18 protein-coding genes are annotated in these 17,758 nt (G+C 68.0%); 9 read left to right on the top strand and 9 right to left on the bottom strand.

Annotated features, from left to right (window positions below; genetic code table 11):
• Positions 1–140 precede the first annotated feature (140 nt).
• The gene (locus tag AC0CH3_RS02845) at positions 141–341 is read right to left on the bottom strand and encodes a YdcH family protein (protein WP_457326554.1); all 201 of its coding nucleotides are present in this window, start codon (positions 339–341) and stop codon (positions 141–143) included.
• Between the two features lie 249 nt (positions 342–590).
• Here AC0CH3_RS02845 and AC0CH3_RS02840 point away from each other — a divergent pair, with 249 nt between their 5' ends.
• Positions 591–746: a YdcH family protein gene (locus AC0CH3_RS02840; protein WP_082445703.1), complete on the top strand. Its 156-nt coding sequence runs from the start codon at positions 591–593 to the stop codon at positions 744–746.
• Positions 747–881: 135 nt separating this feature from the next.
• Here the strand turns inward: AC0CH3_RS02840 and AC0CH3_RS02835 are convergent, their stop codons facing one another.
• The 3 genes from AC0CH3_RS02835 to AC0CH3_RS02825 all read right to left on the bottom strand — a co-directional run bounded on the left by AC0CH3_RS02835 (position 882) and on the right by AC0CH3_RS02825 (position 3,092).
• Positions 882–1,337 carry a PilZ domain-containing protein gene (locus AC0CH3_RS02835; RefSeq protein WP_333994015.1) on the bottom strand — a complete coding sequence of 152 codons (456 nt, stop codon included), beginning with the start codon at positions 1,335–1,337 and terminating at the stop codon, positions 882–884.
• A gap of 99 nt (positions 1,338–1,436) precedes the next feature.
• Complete coding sequence (dksA, locus tag AC0CH3_RS02830) at positions 1,437–1,898, bottom strand: RNA polymerase-binding protein DksA (protein ID WP_056015485.1); 462 nt, start codon at positions 1,896–1,898, stop codon at positions 1,437–1,439.
• A 519-nt stretch (positions 1,899–2,417) separates the two neighbouring features.
• Positions 2,418–3,092 (bottom strand): hypothetical protein, encoded by a 675-nt coding sequence (locus tag AC0CH3_RS02825; protein WP_354301812.1) that lies wholly within the window; start codon positions 3,090–3,092, stop codon positions 2,418–2,420.
• Between AC0CH3_RS02825 and AC0CH3_RS02820 the strand changes: the two genes are divergently transcribed.
• Positions 3,085–3,363 carry a hypothetical protein gene (locus AC0CH3_RS02820; RefSeq protein WP_354301810.1) on the top strand — a complete coding sequence of 93 codons (279 nt, stop codon included), beginning with the start codon at positions 3,085–3,087 and terminating at the stop codon, positions 3,361–3,363. The genes AC0CH3_RS02825 and AC0CH3_RS02820 overlap by 8 nt on opposite strands.
• 80 nt (positions 3,364–3,443) lie before the next feature.
• On the opposite strand, the gene AC0CH3_RS02815 is transcribed toward AC0CH3_RS02820, so the two are convergent.
• The gene (locus tag AC0CH3_RS02815; protein WP_354301808.1) at positions 3,444–3,884 is read right to left on the bottom strand and encodes a host attachment family protein; all 441 of its coding nucleotides are present in this window, start codon (positions 3,882–3,884) and stop codon (positions 3,444–3,446) included.
• Between the two features lie 130 nt (positions 3,885–4,014).
• Here AC0CH3_RS02815 and serS point away from each other — a divergent pair, with 130 nt between their 5' ends.
• From serS to AC0CH3_RS02790, 5 genes are all read left to right on the top strand, one after another.
• Positions 4,015–5,295, top strand: coding sequence for a serine--tRNA ligase (gene serS / locus AC0CH3_RS02810; protein WP_354301806.1), 1,281 nt, complete (start codon positions 4,015–4,017; stop codon positions 5,293–5,295).
• Positions 5,295–6,059: a 5'/3'-nucleotidase SurE gene (gene surE, locus AC0CH3_RS02805; RefSeq protein ID WP_354301804.1), complete on the top strand. Its 765-nt coding sequence runs from the start codon at positions 5,295–5,297 to the stop codon at positions 6,057–6,059. Before serS ends, surE begins: the two co-directional genes overlap by 1 nt.
• A gap of 236 nt (positions 6,060–6,295) precedes the next feature.
• Positions 6,296–7,273, top strand: coding sequence for a M23 family metallopeptidase (locus AC0CH3_RS02800; protein WP_354302099.1), 978 nt, complete (start codon positions 6,296–6,298; stop codon positions 7,271–7,273).
• A 187-nt stretch (positions 7,274–7,460) separates the two neighbouring features.
• Positions 7,461–8,684, top strand: a complete 1,224-nt coding sequence (gene tyrS, locus AC0CH3_RS02795) for a tyrosine--tRNA ligase (protein ID WP_354301802.1) — start codon at positions 7,461–7,463, stop codon at positions 8,682–8,684.
• Between the two features lie 106 nt (positions 8,685–8,790).
• Positions 8,791–9,108 (top strand): PilZ domain-containing protein, encoded by a 318-nt coding sequence (locus AC0CH3_RS02790; protein WP_354301800.1) that lies wholly within the window; start codon positions 8,791–8,793, stop codon positions 9,106–9,108.
• Between the two features lie 6 nt (positions 9,109–9,114).
• On the opposite strand, the gene AC0CH3_RS02785 is transcribed toward AC0CH3_RS02790, so the two are convergent.
• Both AC0CH3_RS02785 and recG read right to left on the bottom strand, forming a co-directional pair.
• The gene (locus AC0CH3_RS02785; protein WP_333994027.1) at positions 9,115–9,555 is read right to left on the bottom strand and encodes a DMT family transporter; all 441 of its coding nucleotides are present in this window, start codon (positions 9,553–9,555) and stop codon (positions 9,115–9,117) included.
• 45 nt (positions 9,556–9,600) lie between these two features.
• On the bottom strand, positions 9,601–11,652 hold the full coding sequence (recG, locus tag AC0CH3_RS02780) for an ATP-dependent DNA helicase RecG (protein WP_354301796.1): 2,052 nt from the start codon (positions 11,650–11,652) through the stop codon (positions 9,601–9,603).
• Between the two features lie 72 nt (positions 11,653–11,724).
• Between recG and AC0CH3_RS02775 the strand changes: the two genes are divergently transcribed.
• Together AC0CH3_RS02775 and mfd are read left to right on the top strand one after the other, a co-directional pair.
• Positions 11,725–11,991 carry an FAD assembly factor SdhE gene (locus tag AC0CH3_RS02775; RefSeq protein ID WP_056410591.1) on the top strand — a complete coding sequence of 89 codons (267 nt, stop codon included), beginning with the start codon at positions 11,725–11,727 and terminating at the stop codon, positions 11,989–11,991.
• A gap of 118 nt (positions 11,992–12,109) precedes the next feature.
• Positions 12,110–15,580: a transcription-repair coupling factor gene (gene mfd, locus AC0CH3_RS02770; protein WP_354301794.1), complete on the top strand. Its 3,471-nt coding sequence runs from the start codon at positions 12,110–12,112 to the stop codon at positions 15,578–15,580.
• Between the two features lie 12 nt (positions 15,581–15,592).
• On the opposite strand, the gene AC0CH3_RS02765 is transcribed toward mfd, so the two are convergent.
• Positions 15,593–16,048 (bottom strand): YybH family protein, encoded by a 456-nt coding sequence (locus AC0CH3_RS02765; protein WP_354301792.1) that lies wholly within the window; start codon positions 16,046–16,048, stop codon positions 15,593–15,595.
• Positions 16,045–17,739 carry an EAL domain-containing protein gene (locus AC0CH3_RS02760; protein WP_354301790.1) on the bottom strand — a complete coding sequence of 565 codons (1,695 nt, stop codon included), beginning with the start codon at positions 17,737–17,739 and terminating at the stop codon, positions 16,045–16,047. Before AC0CH3_RS02760 ends, AC0CH3_RS02765 begins: the two co-directional genes overlap by 4 nt.
• Positions 17,740–17,758 lie beyond the last annotated feature (19 nt).

The following is a 17,758-nucleotide window of genomic DNA, read 5'->3' as shown; positions in this document are numbered from 1 at the left end:
TCGCTGCGTCGCCCACGCCGAAAACCGGCGCCTGCGCGGCGACTGTCCCGAAAAGATTCGTTTGCCAGGAAAAATGGTAAAAAAGTCTTAATTCATTTGAGGGGCATGCGATTCGCGGCGCCGCCCCGTGGCGAGTCGGTTCAGGCGATGATGTCGGGAATCAGCTGATCCTCGAACGCCGCGATCTCATCGCGCAGCCGCAGTTTGCGCTTCTTGAGCCGCGCGATCTGAAGCTGGTCGGGCACCACATTGCTCCAGAGCGCGGCAATCGCCGCGTCGAGATCGCGATGCTCGGTCCTGATCTCGCCGAGACGAACCTTGATCTGCGCCTCATCCACCATAATCACCCCGGCCCGCCCTGCTGCTCCAGCGCCTTTAGCAAATGACCCCGGCTTCGCGAGCATCAAAAATTGCGCGTGACGGTCTACGCCAAGGCCTTCGCCCTGCGTGCCGACCGCTTTTGCAGGAATCTCGGCCCGTCCCTCGAAACCGGTCGGCCAATCGATTTCATCAACCTTCGTTAAAGACTTTTTACGAGGTGGGTGGTTTACTTGGTTCCCCAACACGAATGCAGAAGGAGCTTTTCCACCATGCAGACGACGCACCAGGCTGCGCTAGAAACCAAGCACGAGATGCTCGATCGCCGGATTTCCGAGGAGATCCACAGGCCCATGCCCGACGCCCTGGCGCTTGCAGGATTGAAGAAGCAGAAATTGCGTCTGAAGGAAGAGATTGCCGGCCTATAATAGTTGACTTCGCGCGGGTAATCGAACCGTCCACCCGGCGGTTTGATCACCCGCTCGAACGACGCGGTATGCAGGCCGCGCGGTCTGCATGTCGTGGCATCCCTCCGGTCGCCTTCCCCCTCAAGACCGGAGGGATTAGCGTCCTCGTGGCGCGCGGAACACGATCGGCTTGGCGAATGTCGGCGTCGTTGCCCCCGCCCCCACCGGTTTACGCGCCTTTTTCGGGTCGATCGGCGCATCGAGCGCGATCCCCATCCGCCCCTCGGTGCACCATGCGATCCGGCCGGCGACCTCGCCGATCCCGCGGATATCGAGCATCACCGCGGTATCGACCGCGAGCGCACGATCGAACTCGATCATCATCCCGCCCTCGGACAGGTTCCTGATCCGGACGTCATGCGCCTCGGTCGCCGAACCGATCCGCATCGACGCGCTCAGCAGCAGGCTGTCGCGCGAACGTCGCTGTTCGCCGGAACCCGCGCCCTGTGCCTGCGCCGCCGCGACAGCCTCGACGCCATCGACCAGACGATGGTCGACGTCGTCAGCGGCGGGACGGTCAAAGCCCAGGCGTTCGTCGTTGATCTTGTCCATGCCCAGTCTCGCGCCCTGTCATTCCGTCGTCTCTTCGAACGGCGCGTATACCAAAAGCGTTACGGACTGCCTATCCGCGAACGACAGCCGCCGGGACGATCAATCTTCGCGCGAGATTTTCTCGTTCCGCTCGTGCCGCTCCTGCGCTTCGACCGTCATCGTCGCGATCGGCCGCGCTTCGAGCCGCGCGAGGCTGATCGGTTCGCCGGTCACTTCGCAATAGCCATATTCGCCATCGTCGATTCGACGCAGCGCTGCCTCGATCTTCGATACCAGTTTGCGCTGGCGGTCGCGGGTGCGCAGCTCGATCGACCAGTCGGTCTCGCTCGACGCGCGATCCGTCAGATCCGCCTCGCGCAGCGAATCGACCTGCAGCTGCGACAGCGTTTCCTGCGATTCCCGGAGGATCGCATCGCGCCATTGCTGCAACTTCTGACGAAAATAGGCCTGCTGACGCAGGTTCATGAACGGCTCTTCGCCGTCGGGTCGATAGCCATCGGCATCATTGGCCGCCGATTGGCTGGAACTGGTCTCGTCTACGCGATTCATTACCGTTGCCATACCACTCTCCCTCAGGCCCGTTCGGTCGGAAAGTCCGGACCGTCGGGGCCACCCCCAAATGGTGAATGCGCCTATAGTCTCACCCGCCCGGCACCACAAGCGATCCACCTTGCGCATCGATGGAGTTCGACGACAGATTATTGCGCCATGTTGTATTGCGGTTACACATGGCGGAGATCGTTCCGAAATGGACCGATTGTTCCGCTCCATCCAGCGTCACGGATTGTCCCGCACCGGCACGACGCGCGCCAATTTGTCGCATGACTTATCGCACCCGCTCGCTTAATTCTTTCACGGCTTGGGTATGATCTTGCGCTTAACGGTTTGTTTTGCGCTGCGGTGATAGTGACGGTGCCAGAGTGCCGTGAAGACGGGATCCGACGCCTCGTACGCGTCGGCAACGAAAGAGTGACCTATGTCGGTGCGGATGGCGTTGGCCAAATTATGTGCATGTGCGTGCGGTGGCGCTGTCATCGGCGGTGGCGCAGTCCATGTCGCCGAGCGCCCGAAGCGTGAGATCTACGCCAAGACACAGACCAAGACGCATATGACCAAGCGCGTCGTCCGCCGGCAGGTCGCATCGACGACGCGTCCGCGCGTCCGTCGCGTCGTCCGGACCACGACCAGCACCGCCTGCGCGCCGACCGTCGTAACGGTCGCCAATGCAGCGCCGGTGCCCGTTCCGCTCAGCGACGGCTTTGTCGGCGGCGGCGGTGGTGGCGCGCCCGCGGTAATCGGCGGCGGGGGCTTTTTTGGCGGTGGCGGTCTTGGCGGCGGCTTTGGCGGCGGCGGTTTCTTCGGCGGCGGCAGCTCGGGGTCGAGCGGCAGCATCGTCATCTCGTCGACGTCGAGCGGCGGGTCGACCAGCACCGGCGGCGGCTCCTCGAGCACGAGCGGTGGCTCTTCGAGCACCAGCGGCGGGTCGTCGAGCACCAGCGGCGGATCGACGTCGAGCGGAAACGTCAGCAGCACCTCCTCCACCGGCGGATCATCGACCAGCACGGGCGGCGCGAGCGTCTCGAGCACCTCATCCTCCGCGAGCGGCGGCAGCAGCGGCAACGTCTCGTCCTCGTCGAGCGGCAACGTCTCCTCCTCGTCGAGCGGAAACGTCTCATCCTCCTCGAGTGGCAACGTGTCGTCGTCGTCGAGCGGGAACGTGTCGTCCTCGTCGAGCTCGAGTGGCAACGTGTCCACATCGACCAGCTCGAGCGGCAACGTCTCGTCGAACAGCAGCGGATCGACGTCGACCTCGTCGTCGAGTTACGGGTCGAGCAGCAAGGGCTGGAGCAGCAACGGCGGCTGGAGCTCGAATGGCGGCTGGCACGGCTCCAACGGCAGCAATGGCGGGACCGGATCGAATGGCGGGTCGCCCGCACCAGTCCCCGCGCCGCCGATGGTCCTTCTGTTCGGCGCCGCCGCCGCGGCATTGATCGCGCGCAAGCGGTTCTCCAAACCGACCGCCTGACCTGTCAGGCACGCACTACACGGAAAAGGGCTCGCGGACGACGATCCACGAGCCCTTTTTCATACGATCGCTACCCGGCCTCAGGCGTTCTTGAGCGCGGTCTCGATATCCGCGATCGGGTGGCCCGTCAGGTCCTTGGCGAGTTCGCCCGCCAGACGGTTCTGCACTTCCTTGTGGTAATGCTTGCGCATCTCGCCGAGCGTCTTCGGCGGCGCGACCACGATCAGCGAGTCATAGTCGTTCTTGAGCGCACGCGTCTTGAGCACGTCGGCCGCCTCGGCGGCGAACCGGTCCTCCTCGAGCTGGTGCAAGTCGGTCGGCTCGACCGAACTTTGCGCGGCGCCCTGGGGCGAGGAGGCGCGGCCGGCCGAGTCGGTCGCCTGATCGCGCGTCGCGGGGTTCTCCTGCTCGACCGCCTGTTCGACGACCAGGTTCGGATAGGCGGCATCGCCTTCGTTGCGCAGGAACAGCATCTTGCGGCCGTCCACGACCAGGACGACGGAATTGTGCGGAAGCTCCACGGGCGTTCTCCTTGATTTGCCTGCTACGACGATAACGCCCTGGATCATGGCCCGGTTGCGCCGATCCGCCGAGCGGGTCGGTTACGGGGGCGACTTGCGCCGACATACGCGTCTCGGCATAGCCCGGGCCATGCATGATATCCGCCTCATCCGTGAAAATCCCGCCGCTTTCGACGCCGCGCTCGCGCGCCGCGGCGCCGCGCCCGTCTCCGCCGCGCTCGTCGCGATCGACGAACGCCGCCGCGCGACGATCGCGGAGGCACAGACCGCGCAGACGCGTCGCAACGAGCTGTCCAAGGCGATCGGCCAGGCCAAGGCGCAGAAGGACGAGCCGCGCGCGCAGGCGCTGATGGCCGAGGTGGCCGCGTTAAAGGCGGCGTTGCCGACGCTCGAAGCCGACGAGGCCGCGCTGACCGCGGAGCTCGATAACGCGCTCGCGGCGATCCCCAACCTTCCCGCCCCCGAAGTCCCCGAAGGCACGGATGAGACGGGCAACGTCCTGATCCATGCGCGCGGCACCAGGACCGATTTCGCTTTTCCCCCGCGCGAGCATGATCTGATCGGCCCCGCGATCGGTCTCGACTTCGAGACGGGGGTCGCGATGTCGGGCGCCCGGTTCACGCTGGTGCGCGGACCCGCCGCACGGCTCCAGCGCGCGCTTGGCCAGTTCATGCTCGATCGCCTGACCCGCGACCACGGGTTCGAGGAGGTCGCGCCGCCGCTGCTGGTACGCGACGAGGCGGTCTTCGGCACCGGGCAGCTGCCCAAATTCGCCGAGGACCTGTTCCGCACCACCGACGGCCGCTGGCTGATCCCGACCGCGGAGGTCAGCCTGACCAACATCGTGCGCGAACGGATCCTGAGCGAAGGCGAATTGCCGCTGCGGTTCGCTGCACTGACCCCCTGCTTCCGCTCGGAGGCGGGATCGGCCGGCCGCGATACGCGCGGCTATATCCGTCAGCACCAGTTCGACAAGGTCGAGATGGTCGCGATCGTCACCCCGGATTCGTCGGACGCCGAGCACGAGCGCATGACCCAGTGTGCCGAGGGTGTCCTCGACGCGCTGCAGCTTCCGTTCAGGCGCATGCTCCTATGCGGCGGCGATATGGGTTTCACCGCATCACGCACCTATGATCTCGAGGTCTGGCTTCCTGGCCAGAACCAGTATCGCGAGATCTCTAGCGTCTCGACCTGCACCGACTTCCAGGCGCGCCGGATGAACGCGCGCTATCGCCCCGAGGGCGAGAAGAGCCCGCGGTTCGTCCACACGCTCAACGGATCGAGCCTCGCGGTCGGTCGCACGCTCGTCGCGGTGCTCGAAAATTACCAGCAGGCCGATGGATCGGTGGCGGTGCCCGAGGTGCTGCAGCCCTATCTCGGTGGGCTCACGATGCTCGAGGCGCGACGCTGATGCGCATTCTTCTCACCAACGACGACGGCTATCATCCGTCGGGACTGAAGGTGCTCGAGGCGATCGCGGCGACCTTGTCGGACGATGTCTGGGTCGTCGCGCCTGCGGACGAGCAATCGGGCGCAGGCCATTCGCTGACGCTGTCGCGGCCGCTTCGCGTGCGCAAGTTCGGGGAGAAGCGCTACGCCGTCGCCGGGACGCCGACCGATGCGGTGATGATGGCGCTTGCAAGGATCATGAAGGACAGCCCGCCCGACCTGATCCTCTCAGGGGTCAATCGCGGCGCGAACCTGGCGGAGGACGTCACCTATTCGGGAACCGTCTCGGCGGCGATGGAGGGTGCGCTCGCGGGCGTTCGCTCGATCGCGCTGAGCCAGGTCTACAGCCGGGAAGGCATGGGGGACAGCGTACCGTTCGAGGCCGCCGCCGCGTGGGGCGAACGCGTCCTGCGCCCGTTGCTCGACGCGCCGCTCGCGCCGCGGACGCTGGTCAACGTCAACTTCCCCGTCGGCGCCGCGGACAAGGTGAAGGGGATCCGCGTCGTCAGCCAGGGGTTGCGCGATTACGGCCGGCTGAAGATCGTCACCAACACCGACCCCCGCGGCTATGACTATCACTGGTTCTCGCTCAGCGGCACCGCCGAGACACCGATGCGGGCCACCGATCTGGAAGCGGTGATGGACGGCTATATCTCGGTCACGCCGCTTCATCTCGACCTTACGCATGGCGAATCGCTGGACATGCTCGGGCAAGCCTACGCGTGAAGCGCGGCGCCGTGATCCTGGGCACGGCGCTCGCGGTTGCCGGTTGTATCCCGAGCGTCGATGCGCCGGTGCTGCGCGACGAGGCCCCGGCGCGTGCCCCGGCGGAACGCATCCAGCGGCTGCCGCCATCCGACGACGATCGCGCGCGCCAGTACAAGCCCCAGTACGAGCGCCGGGCTGAAAGGGGCGACTTCGATCGCGCCGACACGCGTCGGCGTCCCGAACAGCGCCGTACCATTGACCGAAGCCCACCACCCTATCCGCCCACCGATCGCCAGCGCAGCGACGGCGAGCAGGTCTCCACCCTCCCCGCGCCGCGCCCCGCGTGGGAGGCGAGCCCGGTGGTCGCAGACGCGCGCACGGTGGACGACTCGACCTATCCCGTCCGCCCGGGCGATTCGCTGCGGCTCGTCGCCGAGCGCACCGGGGTCAGCAGCGACGCGATCGCGCGCGCCAACCAGATCGACCCGCCCTTCACGATCCGCACGGGCGAACGCCTCACGATCCCCGGCGGCCGCTATCACCTCGTCCGCCGGGGGGAGACCGGGATCGCGATCGCGCGGGCTTACGGTGTCGAATGGTCGCGGATCGTCACCGCCAACGCGCTGCTCGAACCTTATGTGCTGCGCGCGGGTCAGCGGATCGCGATCCCTGCGCCGCCGGGCGGCACCAGCCTCGCCGATCGTGCGGCCGCGTTCACGCTCGACGTCGACGACATCCTGACCGGCGGCGAGCCCGCGCTCGCGAGCAATCAGGCGCCGGTGAAACCGACCGCAACGCCGAGGCGCGTCCTGCCCCCGAGCGCGGTCGTCACCGCGCCTGCCCGTCTCGCGGGCGGCAGCTTCCTCTGGCCGGTCGATGGCCGCGTCGTGAAGCGGTTCGGCCACGGCGCGAGCGGCGAGCGCAACGACGGGATCAAGATCGCCATCCCGGTCGCGACGCCGATCCGCGCCACCGCGGACGGCGTCGTCGCCTATGTCGGCGACGGAATCGCCGCGCTCGGCGGGCTGGTGATCGTCAAGCACGGCGGCGGCTGGACCAGCGTCTATGGCCACGCCTCCAAGCTGATGGTGCAGCGCGGCCAGAGCGTGAAGCGCGGCCAGACGGTCGCGCTGTCGGGCGATACCGGGTTCGCGGATCGTCCCGAGCTCCACTTCGAACTGCGCAAGGGACGCACGCCGGTCGATCCGACCACGCAGCTGCCGCGGCTGTAACCGGCGCGTATGTCGCGGCAGACGGACCTCACGAATATCCGTCATCCTGACGAAAGTCAGGATCCCGGGTTACAGGCCCTGGCGCTGATGGCTCTGGATCCTGACCTTCGTCAGGATGACGGCTCGCGGTAACGATGACCGCGCCGCCGGGATGACGGACCGCGCAACCGCTGCTAGTGGCTGCGCCATGACCTACCAGTCCGACCTGCTCACCACGCTGACCTCGCGCGGCTATGTCCACCAGATGACCGATGCGGCCGCGCTCGACGCGCTCGCGGGCAAGCAGGTCGTGCCAGGCTATATCGGCTTCGACCCGACCGCGCCGTCGCTGCATGTCGGCAGCCTCGTCCAGATCATGCTGCTGCGCCGGTTGCAGCAGACCGGGCACAAGCCGATCGTCCTGATGGGCGGCGGCACCGGCAAGATCGGCGATCCGAGCTTCAAGGACGAGGCGCGCAAGCTGCTCGGCGAGGACGGGATCAAGGCCAACGTCGCCTCGATCCGCCGCATCTTCGAACGCTTCCTCACCTTCGGCGACGGCCCGACCGACGCGGTCATGCTCGACAATGCCGAATGGCTCGATGCGCTCGAATATATCCCGTTCCTGCGCGATGTCGGCCAGCATTTCTCGGTCAACCGGATGCTCGCCTTCGACTCGGTCAAGCTCCGCCTGGACCGCGAACAGTCGCTGAGCTTCCTCGAATTTAACTACATGATCCTTCAGGCGTATGATTTCCTCGAGCTTTCGCGTCGCGCCGAGTGCAGGTTGCAGATGGGCGGATCGGACCAGTGGGGCAACATCGTCAACGGCATCGAGCTGTCGCGCCGGATGGACGGGACCGAGGTGTACGGCGTCACCACCCCGCTGATCACGACCGCGGACGGCGGCAAGATGGGCAAGACGATGTCGGGCGCGGTCTGGCTGCACGAGGACCAGTTGCCGCACTTCGATTACTGGCAGTTCTGGCGCAACACCGACGACCGCGACGTCGGCCGGTTCCTGCGGCTGTTCACCGACCTCCCGCTCGACGAGATCGCGCGGCTCGAGGCGCTCGAGGGCGCGGAGATCAACGCCGCCAAGATCGTGCTCGCCAACGAAGCCACCGCGATGTGCCGCGGTCGCGCCGCCGCGGACCAGGCCGCGGAGACCGCACGCAAGACGTTCGCGGAAGGCGCATCGGGCGACGCGCTGCCGAGCCACCCCGTCAGCGACGCCGATATCGGCATCGTCGAGGCGCTGGTGGCGCTCGGCTTCGTCGCGTCGAACGGCGAGGCGCGGCGCAAGATCGGCGAGGGCGCGGTGCGCGTCGATGGCGAACCGGTCCGTGAGGCAACGGCAAGGATCGCCGTCGCCGCCCCGGTCCGCCTCAGCCTCGGCAAGAAGCGGCACGGGATGCTCGTCCCCGCCTGATACCGGCCCGGCGCATGTGGTAAATCGCCCATTAGCCATGCCGGTTCTCATGCGCTTCACGGCGTCTGTTTTAGGACCGAAGCGGAACTCAAGCGGGACACGATCGATGCCAGACCAGGCGATGGCGATTCAGGAGACGCGGTCCGAACCGCGCGACGAGGTCATGCACCGCACGCGCGCGACCGACGGCGAGGGCAACGGCGTCAAGCTCGTTCTCGTCAACGTCTCGCCGAGCGGGTTGATGGCGCGCTGCGACCGCGATCCGGTCGCGGGCGACATGTTGCGCGTCGTGCTGCCGATCATCGGCGAGGTCGTCGCGCAGGTCCGCTGGTCGCTCGGCGGCCGGATCGGCTGCTCGTTCGACACCACGATCCCGCTAAAGGCCTATTACGGCATGCTCACCGCGATGCTCCGCAACAGCTGAGCGCGGTCAGCCGGCGCGGACCAGCAGGACGCCGCCGATCACCAGCGCGACACCCGCCAGCCGCGCGAGGCTGATCGGCGTCGCGCTGAGGCCGAGCAACCCGAACCGGTCGAGGATCAGCGCGGTCACCAGCTGACTCGCGACCGCCATCGTAAGCGCGGATGCCAACCCCAGCCGCGGCGTCGCATAGGCGAGCGCGGCGACGAAGCAGGCGCCGTACACGCCCCCCAGCCAAGCCCATCCGGGCGCGCCCTTCAATGCCGCCGGCATCGTCCGGTCGGTTGCCGCCCAGACTGCGAACAGAATGACCGTCCCGACCGCGAACGACACCAGCGAGCCCAGCCACAACGAGCCCGACGCCTTGACCAGCGCGGCGTTGGTGGGCGGCTGGATCGCGAGGCCGATACCGGCGAGGAGAACGACGAGGATGGGAAGCAGGGCGGCCATCGCCGGTCCGTGATCGCTCGCCCCACCCCGGTCAACCCGCCCCGGTCAACCCGAGCGGAGCAATGCGACTCCCGCATCGCGGTCGAACAGGTACAGCGCGGTGCGCGCCGCCTGACCACGCGGCCCTTCAAGCCCGCCGTCGCGGTCGATCAGCAACCGCGCGTCGTCGTGTGCGCATTGCAGCAGGTCGGCCATCATGTCCGGCGTCGCGAGCCGGAACGCCATCTCGCCCGACTGCTTCGTGCCGAGCAGCTCGCCCGCGCCGCGCAACCGCAGATCCTCCTCGGCGATTCGGAACCCGTCATTCGTTTCGCGCATCAGCGCCAGCCGCGCGCGCGACGTCTCGCTGAGCGAGCTCCCACGCATCAGCAGGCAGATCGACCGCCCGCTGCCCCGCCCGACGCGCCCGCGCAGCTGATGGAGCTGGGCAAGACCGAATCGGTCGGCATGTTCGATCACGATCAGCGTCGCGTTGGGCACGTCGACGCCGACCTCGATCACCGTCGTCGCGACCAGCACGGCGGTGCGCGCGGCGGAGAACTCGGCCATCACCGCGTCCTTCTCCGCGGGCTTCATCCGGCCATGGACCAGCGCGACCTTGTCGCCGAACCGCGCACGCAGCGTCTCCGCACGCATCTCCGCGGCGGCGAGGTCGCTCTTCTCGCTCTCCTCGACCAGCGGGCACACCCAGTACGCCTGCCCCCCGTCCGCCAGATGCCGGCCCAGCGCGTTGACCACGTCGTCGAGCCGGTCCTCGGAGATCACCCGCGTCTCGATCGGCTGGCGGCCCGGCGGCATCTCGTCGAGCCGGCTGACGTCCATCTCGCCATATTGCGCGAGCGTCAGCGTGCGCGGGATCGGCGTCGCGGTCATCGCCAGCAGGTGCGGCGGCGCGATACCCTTGGCCTGCAGCGTCATCCGCTGCGCGACGCCGAACCGATGCTGCTCGTCGACCACCACCAGCGCGAGGTCCTTGTAGGCGACCGCATCCTGGAAGATCGCGTGCGTGCCGACGAGAATGTCGATCTCGCCGCTCGCCAGCGCCATCAACGTCGCCTCGCGCACGCGGCCCTTGTCGCGTCCGGTGAGCACGCCGACCGCGATCGGCAGCCCGGCGAGCGTCTTCCTGAGCGTCTCGTAATGCTGGCGCGCGAGGATCTCGGTCGGCGCGAGCATCGCCGCCTGTGCGCCCGCCTCGACCGCGATCAGCATCGCCATCGCCGCGACCAGCGTCTTCCCCGAGCCGACATCGCCCTGCAGCAGCCGCAGCATCGGCGCGGTCTGCCCAAGATCGCCCTCGATCTCGCCCACCGTCCGCGATTGCGCGCCGGTCAGCGTGTAGGGCAGCTTGAGCATGCCCCGCAGCCGCCCGTCGCCGTGGAGCGCCCGCCCCCGCCGCTTGCGCGTGTCGGCGCGGACGAGCGTCATCGCGAGCTGGTTGGCGAACACCTCGTCATAGGCCAGCCGCTCGCGCGCCTTGGCATCGGACGGGTCGGCATGGATGCGCGCCAGCGATTCGTGCCAGCCTGGCCATTCGCGTTTCGCCTTCAGCCCGGGCTCGATCCACTCGGCCAGGTCCGGCGCGCGCGCGACCGCCTGCGTCGTCAGCGCCGCCAGCCGCCGCGAGGTCAGCCCCTCCGACAGCGGATAGATCGGCTCGCGCTCGCGCAACTCCTCGTCGGGTTCGACGATGTCGGGATGCACGATCTGCAGTTCCTGGCCATATTCGTCGAGCCGCCCCGACACGCGCTTGGCCTCGCCGATCGGCAGCAGCTTCTTCGCCCAGCCCGAACTCCCGCCGAAGAAGACGAGGCTGACATAGTTTCCATGCGCGTCGGTCGCCTGCACGCGCGTCGGGCCACGCCCCGCGCTCACGCGGTGCTCGCGCGCGGTCAGCGTGATGACGATGATCCGCCCGGCATCGCTCGACATCAGCTCGGTGCGCGGCAGGCGATCGACATAGCCGGTCGGCAGATGGAAGGCGACGTCGACGACACGCGCGAGCCCGAGCCGGTCGAGCGGCTTGGCGAGCGCAGGCCCCACCCCTTTCAGGACGAGGGTTTCGGCGAACAGCGGATTGAGGATTTCGGGTCGCATGACTATCTGCTCCCTATAGCCCAGCCGACGCCCGCCGCCAGCGGTCGCCGGTCAATCGGCGTTGGAGATATCATGGACCACGAAACCCGCCTCAAGCGCCTCGGCTTCCGCAGCTCGCACCGCGGCACGCGCGAAGCCGACATGATGATCGGCGGCTTCTTCGAAACCTATGGCCGGACCTGGACGCCCGAGCAGCTCGACTGGTTCGAGGCGCTGCTCGAGGAGCAGGACGTCGACATCATGGGCTGGGCGATCGGCTCGATTCCGTGCCCGCCCGAATGGAACGGCCCGATGATGCAGGCGATGCGCGACATCAATTACGTCACGGTCGTCAAGTAACCTACTCCCTCTCCCCTCCGGGGAGAGGGTCGGGGTGAGGGGCAGCCAAGCAGCGCAGCGCCTAGGACAGCCCCTCACCCAACCCTCTCCCCATAGGGGAGAGGGCTTCAGGAACGATATGCCAGATCTGAACACCACCCTCTCCGCGACGACCCCGCTGACGCTGTCGGGCGTGCCGTCGGGGTTCCAGCCGTCGCTGCTCGCCGATCTCGCCCGCGCCGCAAAGACGCGCGCGGTGTTCATCGCGCCCGACGATGCGGCGATGCGCGCGATCGCCTCGACCGCGGCGTTCTTCGCGCCCGATCTCGAAGTGTTGAGCTTCCCCGCCTGGGATTGCCTCCCCTATGACCGTGCCTCGCCCACGCTCCGCGTCATGGCCGAGCGAGTCGCCGCGTTGCAGCGCCTGCAAGGCAAGCCCAAGGGCCCGCAGCTCCTCCTGACCACCGCGAACGCGGCAACCCAGCGCGTCCTCACCCCGTTCCGCATCCGCCAGCTCGTCGCGCGGCTCGCCCCCGGCGAGCGGATCGGTCGCGACAAGCTCGCGACTTTGCTCCAGGCGAACGGCTATGTCCGCACCGACACCGTCCACGACCAGGGCGAATATGCAGTGCGCGGCGGGATCGTCGACCTGTATCCGTCGGGCGAGGACCACGCGCTGCGCCTCGACTTCTTCGGCGACGAGATCGAGAGCGTCCGCACCTTCGACGCCGCCGATCAGCGCACGACCGGCCGGATCGACGGCTTCGTCCTGCTCCCCGCGTCCGAGGCCTTGCTCGACGAGGACTCGATCAAGCGCTTCCGCACCCGCTACCGCGACGCGTTCGGCGCGACCGCGACGGGCGATCCGATGTACCAGGCGATCTCCGAAGGCCGGCGGATCGCGGGCATGGAGCATTGGCTGCCGCTGTTCGAAGAGAAGATGGCGACGCTGTTCGACCATCTCGGCGCCGACGACGTCGTGGTGCGCGACAGCGGTGTCGCCGCGGCGGCAGAGAGCCGGCTCGAATCGATCGCCGACTATTACGAGAACCGCAAGCGTGCCGAGGCCGCGCAACCCGGCAGCTACCGTCCGATGCCCGCCAAGGCGCTCTATCTCGACGCGCAGGACTGGTCGGGCGCGACCGAGGCGTTCGCCGCGCACATCACCTCGCCCTTCCACGAGCCGGAAAGCGCGACCGTGCTCGACTTCGCGGTCGACGGCCCGCGCGACTTCGGCCCCGAGCGCGCTGCACAGGCGAACATCTACGAGGCCGTCGCCGACCATGTCGAGAAACTGCGCAAGCAGGGTCGCAAGCCGATCCTCGCCAGCTATTCGATCGGCGCGCGCGAACGCCTGGGGAGCCTGCTCGCCGACCACGGCCTGAAGGGCGGCAAGCACGCCGAAACCTGGCAGGAGGCGCTCGGCGTCGCCGATACCGCGAAAAGCTTCGGCGTCGCGCTGATCGTCCTGCCGCTCGATCACGGGTTCACCGCGCCGGGCGTCGCCGTCCTCACCGAGCAGGACATGCTCGGCGACCGTCTCGTCCACCGCAAGAAGCGCAAGAAATCCGCCGACGCGTTCCTCGCCGAACTCGCGACGCTGACGCCGGGCGATCTCGTCGTCCATACCGAGCATGGCATCGGTCGCTATGAAGGCCTGACCTCGATCCCGGTCGGCCAGAGCCCGCACGACTGCGTCGCGCTGAGCTATGCCGGCGGCGACAAGCTCTACGTGCCGGTCGAGAATATCGACGTCCTCTCGCGCTACGGCTCGTCGGAAGAGGGCGCATCGCTCGACAAGCTCGGCGGCGAAGGCTGGCAGCGTCGCAAGTCGAAGATGAAGGAGCGGATCCGCGAGATTGCGGGCGAGCTCATCGCGACCGCCGCCGAACGCGCGCTGCATCCCGGCGACGTGCTCGAACCCGACGCCAGCGGCTACCCCAGCTTCGTCGATCGCTTCCCGTACGAGGAAACCGAGGACCAGGACCGCGCGATCGAGGAGGTTCTCGCCGATCTGTCCGCAGGCAAGCCGATGGACCGGCTCGTCGTCGGCGATGTCGGCTTCGGCAAGACCGAGGTCGCGCTGCGCGCCGCATTCGTCGCGGCGATGGGCGGCAAGCAGGTCGCGATCGTCTGCCCGACGACGCTGCTCGCGCGCCAGCACTACAACAACTTCGTCAGCCGGTTCGAAGGCTTCCCGATGAACATGGGCCGCCTCTCGCGGCTCGTCACCGCGAGCGAGGCGAAGGCGACCAAAGAAGGGCTGGCGAACGGCACGATCGACGTCGTCATCGGCACGCACGCGCTGCTGGCGAAAAACATCGACTTCAAGCGGCTCGGCCTCGTCGTCGTCGACGAGGAACAGCGGTTCGGCGTCACGCACAAGGAACGGCTGAAGGCGCTCCGGGCCGACGTCCACATGCTGACGCTCACCGCGACGCCGATCCCGCGCACGCTGCAGATGGCGATGTCGGGCATCCGCGAGCTGTCGGTGATCCAGACCCCGCCGGTCGATCGCCTCGCGGTGCGCACCTACATCATGCCGTTCGACCCCGTCGTCCTGCGCGAGGCGCTGCTGCGCGAGCATTATCGCGGCGGGCAGAGCTTCGTCGTCACCCCGCGCGTCGCCGACCTGCCCGAGATCGAGGAGTTCCTGCGCGAACAGGTGCCCGAGATCCGCTTCGTCGTCGCGCACGGCCAGATGTCGCCGACCGAGGTCGAGGAGCGCATGTCCGCCTTCTACGACAAGAAGTTCGAGGTACTCGTCTCGACCACGATCATCGAAAGCGGGATCGACATCGCCTCCGCCAACACGATGATCGTCCACCGCGCCGACCGCTTCGGCCTCGCCCAGCTCTACCAGCTGCGCGGACGCGTCGGCCGCTCGAAGACGCGCGCGTACGCGTATCTGGTGACGCCACCCGAGCGGCAGATGACGGTGACCGCCGAAAAGCGGCTGAAAGTGCTGTCCGATCTCGATTCGCTCGGCGCCGGGTTCCAGCTGGCGAGCCACGATCTCGACATCCGTGGTGCCGGCAACATGCTCGGCGACGAGCAGACCGGGCACATCAAGGAGGTCGGGTTCGAACTCTACCAGGCGATGCTCGAGGAGGCGATCATGGACGCCAAGTCGGGCGGCCTCGCCTCCGCACGCCCGAAGGACTTCTCGCCGCAGATCACGGTCGACGCGCCGATCCTCATCCCGGAGGACTATGTCCCCGATCTCGATCTCCGCATGGGGCTGTATCGCCGCCTGAACGAGCTCGACGAGGGCCAGGAAATCGAGGCGTTCGCCGCCGAGATGATCGACCGCTTCGGCCCGCTGCCCGACGCGACCGAGAACCTGATCAAGGTCATCGAGATCAAGCTGAACGCCAAGCGCGCCTGCGTGTCGAAGATCGACGTCGGCCCGCGCGGCGTGCTGGTGTCGTTCCACAACGACACCCCGCCCAATGTCGACAAGCTGCTCGCCTATGTCGAACGGCTCAACGGCGTCGCGCGGCTGCGCCCCGACAGCAAGCTCGTGCTTCAGCGCGCGTGGGGCGACCCGAAGGCGCGGCTCCACGGCGCGCTGCAGTTGTCGAAGGGGCTGGCAAAGGCGGCGGGCTGAGCGCCGCCGCGCTCAGCTGCTGTGATCGGTGATGATCTTCCACGCACCGTCGCGCCGTTCGAAGACGAGCGTCGTCATCCCCGTCTCGCTGCTCGTCGCGCCCGTCAGCGTCCACCGCGCGATCAGCACCGCATGCGTCGGATCGATCCCGCGCATCTCGAGAAACGCAAAGCTTAGCCGCCCACGACTGTTGCCACCCGAACTGAAGCTCGGTGCGTACCGCGCGGATATCGCGGACTTTCCGCGCAACACTCCCTTCGGCGTGACGAACAGCGCGTCGTCGGCATAGATTGCGACGAACCGCGCGAGGTCGCCGGCGTTCCACCCCGCCGCGCTCGCCTCCATCGCGTGCCGGATCGCCACCGATGCAGGGGTCTGCGCCGCCGCCTGCGCGCGGCTGCTCGTCGGTGTCGCGCCCGCGGTGATGAGCGCGAGGCCAGCCAGCGGCATCAGGATCGCGCGCATCATGTCCGCGCCATCAGTTCGAGCAACGCCGCCTCGCCGACCGGTTCGGACAACAGGAACCCCTGGTACAGCCGCGTCCCGCACGCGGCGAGCAGCTCGAGCTGGTCGGGCGTCTCGACCCCTTCCGCGATCACCGACAGTCCCAGCGAGCGCGCCATCGTGATCGCCCCGGCGACGACCACCCGGTCCCGCTGGCTGCCGCCGATGTCGCGGACCAGCGCCTTGTCGATCTTCACGTAATCGAGCGGCAAGTCCTTCAGATAGGCAAGGCTCGAATAACCCGTTCCGAAATCGTCGATCGCCACCCGACACCCCGCGCCGCGCAGTTCGGCGAGCAGGACCGATGCGATCGCGAGATCCTCGATCAGCCCCGTCTCGGTGATCTCGACGGTCAGACGCCCGCGCGGAAAGCCGCTGGCGTCGACCCGCGCGAGGAACAGCGCCGCGAACCCCGGCCGCGTGATATCCGCCGCGGTCAGGTTGAGCGACACGCGCAGCGCCGACAACGCCTCCGGCCACGCGACCGCCCGCGCGAGGACGAGGCGCTGGATATGATCCGACAGCGCGATCCCCAGGTCGGCGCGATCCGCCGCGGCGAACAGCGCGTCCGCGCCGAGCGGTCCGAGCTTGCGGTGGTCCCAGCGCGCGAGCGCCTCGACCCCGACGATCCTGCCGCTCGCGATCTCGACCTGCGGCTGGAAGCGGATGTCGATCTCGTTGAGTTCGATCGCGTGGTGCAGATCGATCGCGAGCGTATCGAGCGGGACGCCATTCGGCGCCGACGCGACCTGCAACACCGCGCCGTCGCTCGCCTTCGCATCCGCCAGCGCATCGCTCGCGCGGCGCAACAGCGACGCGGCTCCGTCTTCCGGATCGCGCATCGGCTCGGCGCGCCCGGTCGACGGCGGATGGCTCGCGACGCCGAACCGGCAACCCAGCACCGCGAGCGCCGATGCCACCGCGAACGGCCGCGCGAGCGCCGCGTCGAGCGCCGCGATCAACCCGGCAAGATCCGCATCCATCGCCTCGACCGCGACGACGAACTCGCCGCCGCCGGTCCGCGCGACGCAGGCGGGGGCTTCGATCGTGCCCCGCGCCACCGCTTCGGCGCGCGCGACGGCCTCCTCGATCAGCGCGTCGACGGCCGAACGCCCATGGGCGGCATTGACGATGTCGAGCCGTGACAGCGACACGAGGACGAGCGAGACGGGTCGCGCGGCCGAGATCCGGTGCGCGATCCATCCGCGGGCCGCATCCGCGCCGCGATCCATACGCTCCGCAGGTATCCCCAGCCGGCGATCGGCGGGCTTTCTGACCGCCCGCGCGGCATGGCGTTCGGCGAAGCGGACACTCTGCACGATCACTTCGTCCTCCGCCGGCATCGTCAGGAAATGCGTCGCACCCGCATCGTAGATCGCCGCGATCGACGCCACGTCCGTCTGCGCCAGCAGGACGAGCAACGCGCCCCCCTTCTCCGCGACCCCCGGTGCAAGCGCCCGCGTCGCGGCGAGCGCATCCGCGATCGCATCGCGCGCGTCGAGAATCGCGACCCGCGCCCGGCTCGAGGCATAGCCCGAGACGATCGCACCGATCCCGGCGGCGGCAGTCGTCACGTTCCAGCCCCCGGCCGTCGCTATCTCGGCGATCTCGTCGCCGTGACGGAACGCGCAGGCGAACAGCATCGTTCTGTTCACTATGTCAGTATTTTCAAGT

The organism is Sphingomonas sp. AC449 (genome assembly GCF_979253475.1).
The sequence above is the reverse complement of the archived record's forward strand: the minus strand, read 5'-3'. Positions and strand labels throughout refer to the sequence as shown.